The organism is Paenibacillus sp. NRS-1760, assembly GCF_050467785.1.
GTDB lineage: Bacteria > Bacillota > Bacilli > Paenibacillales > Paenibacillaceae > Pristimantibacillus.
The window spans coordinates 1-3,219 of record NZ_JBITPK010000036.1 but is presented as its reverse complement, the minus strand read 5'-3'; the positions used below and the strand labels follow the sequence as shown (position 1 = coordinate 3,219).

2 protein-coding genes and 1 rRNA gene are annotated in these 3,219 nt (G+C 40.4%); 1 reads left to right on the top strand and 2 read right to left on the bottom strand.

Annotated elements, in window-relative coordinates; translation table 11 throughout:
* Positions 1–129 (bottom strand): 16S ribosomal RNA (locus ACIFSR_RS34525); the annotation flags it as partial.
* A gap of 632 nt (positions 130–761) precedes the next feature.
* Between ACIFSR_RS34525 and ACIFSR_RS34520 the strand changes: the two genes are divergently transcribed.
* Positions 762–1,538 (top strand): MerR family transcriptional regulator, encoded by a 777-nt coding sequence (locus ACIFSR_RS34520; RefSeq protein ID WP_430063753.1) that lies wholly within the window; start codon positions 762–764, stop codon positions 1,536–1,538.
* A gap of 140 nt (positions 1,539–1,678) precedes the next feature.
* On the opposite strand, the gene ACIFSR_RS34515 is transcribed toward ACIFSR_RS34520, so the two are convergent.
* The gene (locus ACIFSR_RS34515; RefSeq protein WP_430063751.1) at positions 1,679–2,953 is read right to left on the bottom strand and encodes an ATP-binding protein; all 1,275 of its coding nucleotides are present in this window, start codon (positions 2,951–2,953) and stop codon (positions 1,679–1,681) included.
* Positions 2,954–3,219: the final 266 nt, after the last annotated feature.

Here is a 3,219-nt window from a genome sequence, read left to right as displayed (position 1 = left end):
ACCCACGTGTTACTCACCCGTCCGCCGCTAAGTATCAGAGGTGCAAGCACCTCATCAACTCCGCTCGACTTGCATGTATTAGGCACGCCGCCAGCGTTCGTCCTGAGCCAGGATCAAACTCTCCAAATTGGTGTTTGAAATGCTCATTACTTTTTTATCGCTTTTTTCTCTATCCCGAAGGATTTGCAAGGCAGTTATTACTCGTTGTTCAGTTTTCAAAGAGCAATCTTTTCTTTCGTTTGTCATGCTTGTTTTGCTTGCTGTCCGCGTGTGTCTCTCGGCCAGAAATAGAATATACCATGCATTCACCCATTAATGCAAGTCTTTTTTTGAAATTAATTTATAATAATCTTTATTTAAATATGTAAAACCCTTTCTATAGAGCTGTAATGCCTATGTTTACTACAATAAAGCATGTAAATACATGATTCCATCTTTAAAGAAGAAGAATAACATTAATTATAAATGGATATAGTTTACAGCGCAAATGAACAACTCTTTAACATTCTCAATCATAACTGCTCTCCATCGCTGGATAACATTATTTTCGACAATAGCATTCTTGGCTATACAACAATTCCACGTTAATTGTGAATAGAGTTTACTTACTTCAATAAACAGAATAATTACTCGAATGACAATTGTTCGTCCTCAACGTCCACTCTTATTACTTCCTTTACGGTTGTTCTTGCGTTATAAAAAAAACAGTTGACCTTCACGTTGCGTGAAGGTGTACGATGATGTTGTCAGGAGGTGAACACATGGAATACACCATACAAAAGCTAGGTCGATTAGCTGGAATTAGTACACGTGCGCTGCGTTATTACGATGAGATCGACATGCTTAAACCTGCACGGTTGAATTCTTCGGGCTATCGCATTTATGGGCAAGCGGAGGTTGATCGGCTGCAGCAGATTCTATTTTACAAAGAGCTTGGAATCGGATTAGAGGAAATCAAGGCCATCGTGACATCACCTTCCTTTGACGGTGAAAAGGCACTGCTGCAGCATCGACAAAAGCTTTTAGAGAAAAGAGTACAGCTAGATCAGCTTATCGCTAATGTCGACAAAACGTTAGCTCAAAAAGAAGGGAGAATAATAATGGAGAATAAAGAGAAATTCGAAGGTTTTAAGCAGCAGCTCCTTAATGAGAACGAGAAGAGCTTTGGTAAAGAGATTAGAGAAAAATACGGAAACAAGCAGGTGGATCTCTCTAACCAAATAATCAAAAACATGACTAAAGAACAGCACACTGAAATCGAAAAGTTAGGGGCCGAGGTCATAAGTGTGCTTGAGGAAGCTTTTGCAACTGGTGACCCCGCTGGTCAGTTAGCACAGAAAGCAGCCAATCTCCATCGACAATGGCTAAGTTTTTATTGGGGCTGCTATACCAAAGAAGCACATGCGGGTGTTGCTCAAATGTATGTAGATGATGAAAGGTTTACAGCCTATTATGACAAAAACCAGCCTGGTGCTGCTGTATTTCTAAGAGATGCCATTCTTATTTATACAAATATGGATACCTCGCTAAATCCATAAAGAAAGGTGTAGGAAGGCATTCGTTTGCCTAACTACACCTTCCTTGCTGTTAGTCGAATCTAACAACTCATTTCTTTATACAGAAACTTACTCTCCAACCTAGTCGAAAGCGATTTGCGGTTCCAATCGAAGCAGCTACCCTATTTCGTTGTAGGATATAACGGCACACTAAGTGCAAACTCACTTCCTACTCCCTTTGTGCTTTTAAGCGCAAGTTTGCCGCCAAGTAGATTGGTAAGCTGTATACAAATAGAAAGCCCTAATCCAGTTCCTTCATATTTCCGCTGAATCGTGCTGTCCTCTTGTGAAAATGTATCGAAGACTCGCTGCTGGTTGACCTCATCTATCCCAATACCGGTATCCTTTACAACAAATACAATGCACTCAGTAAGCTTATCCTTGTATACGTGCAAAGCGACATCGCCCTTATCCGTAAACTTAATAGCATTGTTTAATAGATTACGAATAATTTGGCTCAGCTTTTGCCCATCGGATACTAGCATTTGAGGAGCCTCTTCATCTATTAAAACTTCGAAGCTTAGCTGCCTCTTTTCAGCTAAATGGGCAAATTCATGGTATACCAGCTGCGTAACATCCTCGACGGACACTTCTCCCCAGTTGATATCCATTTTCCCTGCTTCCATCTTGGATAAGTCAAGGATGTCATTAATGATTCGCAGCAATTCGTTACTAGAGCTGTTTATCATATCTGCATACTCAAAATTCTCATCGTGTTCCTGGCTGGCCGTATTCTCACGAATGAGCTCTGAGAGGACAATGATACTATTAAGAGGTGTCCGAAGCTCATGGGACATATTAGAGAGGAAGTCCGACTTGTATTTGGATGACTTCATGATTTGTATCGCTTTGTCTTCAAGCTCCTTCGTTTGCTCCATTAAAAGCAAGTTATTGTCGCGCAGCTCGTCCGCTTGGAGCTGTTCCTTATAAAAATCATTAATAATAAATAAGAATAAGGCACCAAGCAAAATAGAAAGAGGCAGCGTAAAAGGCATAATCTGCTTCAAGTACAACTCACGAGACAGAGCGCCAAAGATCGCGATACCAGTTACCTGTACAATATTGATGGTGAGCAAAGAAATCGTTGCCTTCTTACGATAGCCCCATAACTGGCGTCGTTCGTAAAGCATAACGAGCCCCGCAGCGACGAGTCCCATAATAGCGATATTAATTGATCCCGTTAGTGAGCTTGGTGTTATTCCATTGACAAAAAATCTTGAAGCAGAGATACCAAGTCCAATAATAAAAACATGGCGCGGATCTCGGAACACTAGTGTTGCAAAAATAATAGGTACGCCGCGCAAATCGAATAAGGGCCCCTTACCTAATTCCACACCAACCATCATCGTCAGCCAGCCGGATAAAATAAAAGTGACAATCAACAGACTATTTTTCACATTGGAGGAAGCTCGGTTTAGAAAATTTTTATATAGGAGGTTAAAAAGGTAAGCACAAGTGATGAGAATGCTTATATTTGTAAAAAAGGTGACGGAAAAATTCATATATGTCCTCCCTTAGCTGTTTTTATTGTACACGAGGCTAACTCCTTTGACAAAAAAAATAGCTCAAAAACATCTCATTTGAGTATCATTTCCTACTTTTAAACAACAAAAAAAGCCTTGCTAAGCAAGACTTCTTTTGTCGTACTATGATGCGCGTAGAG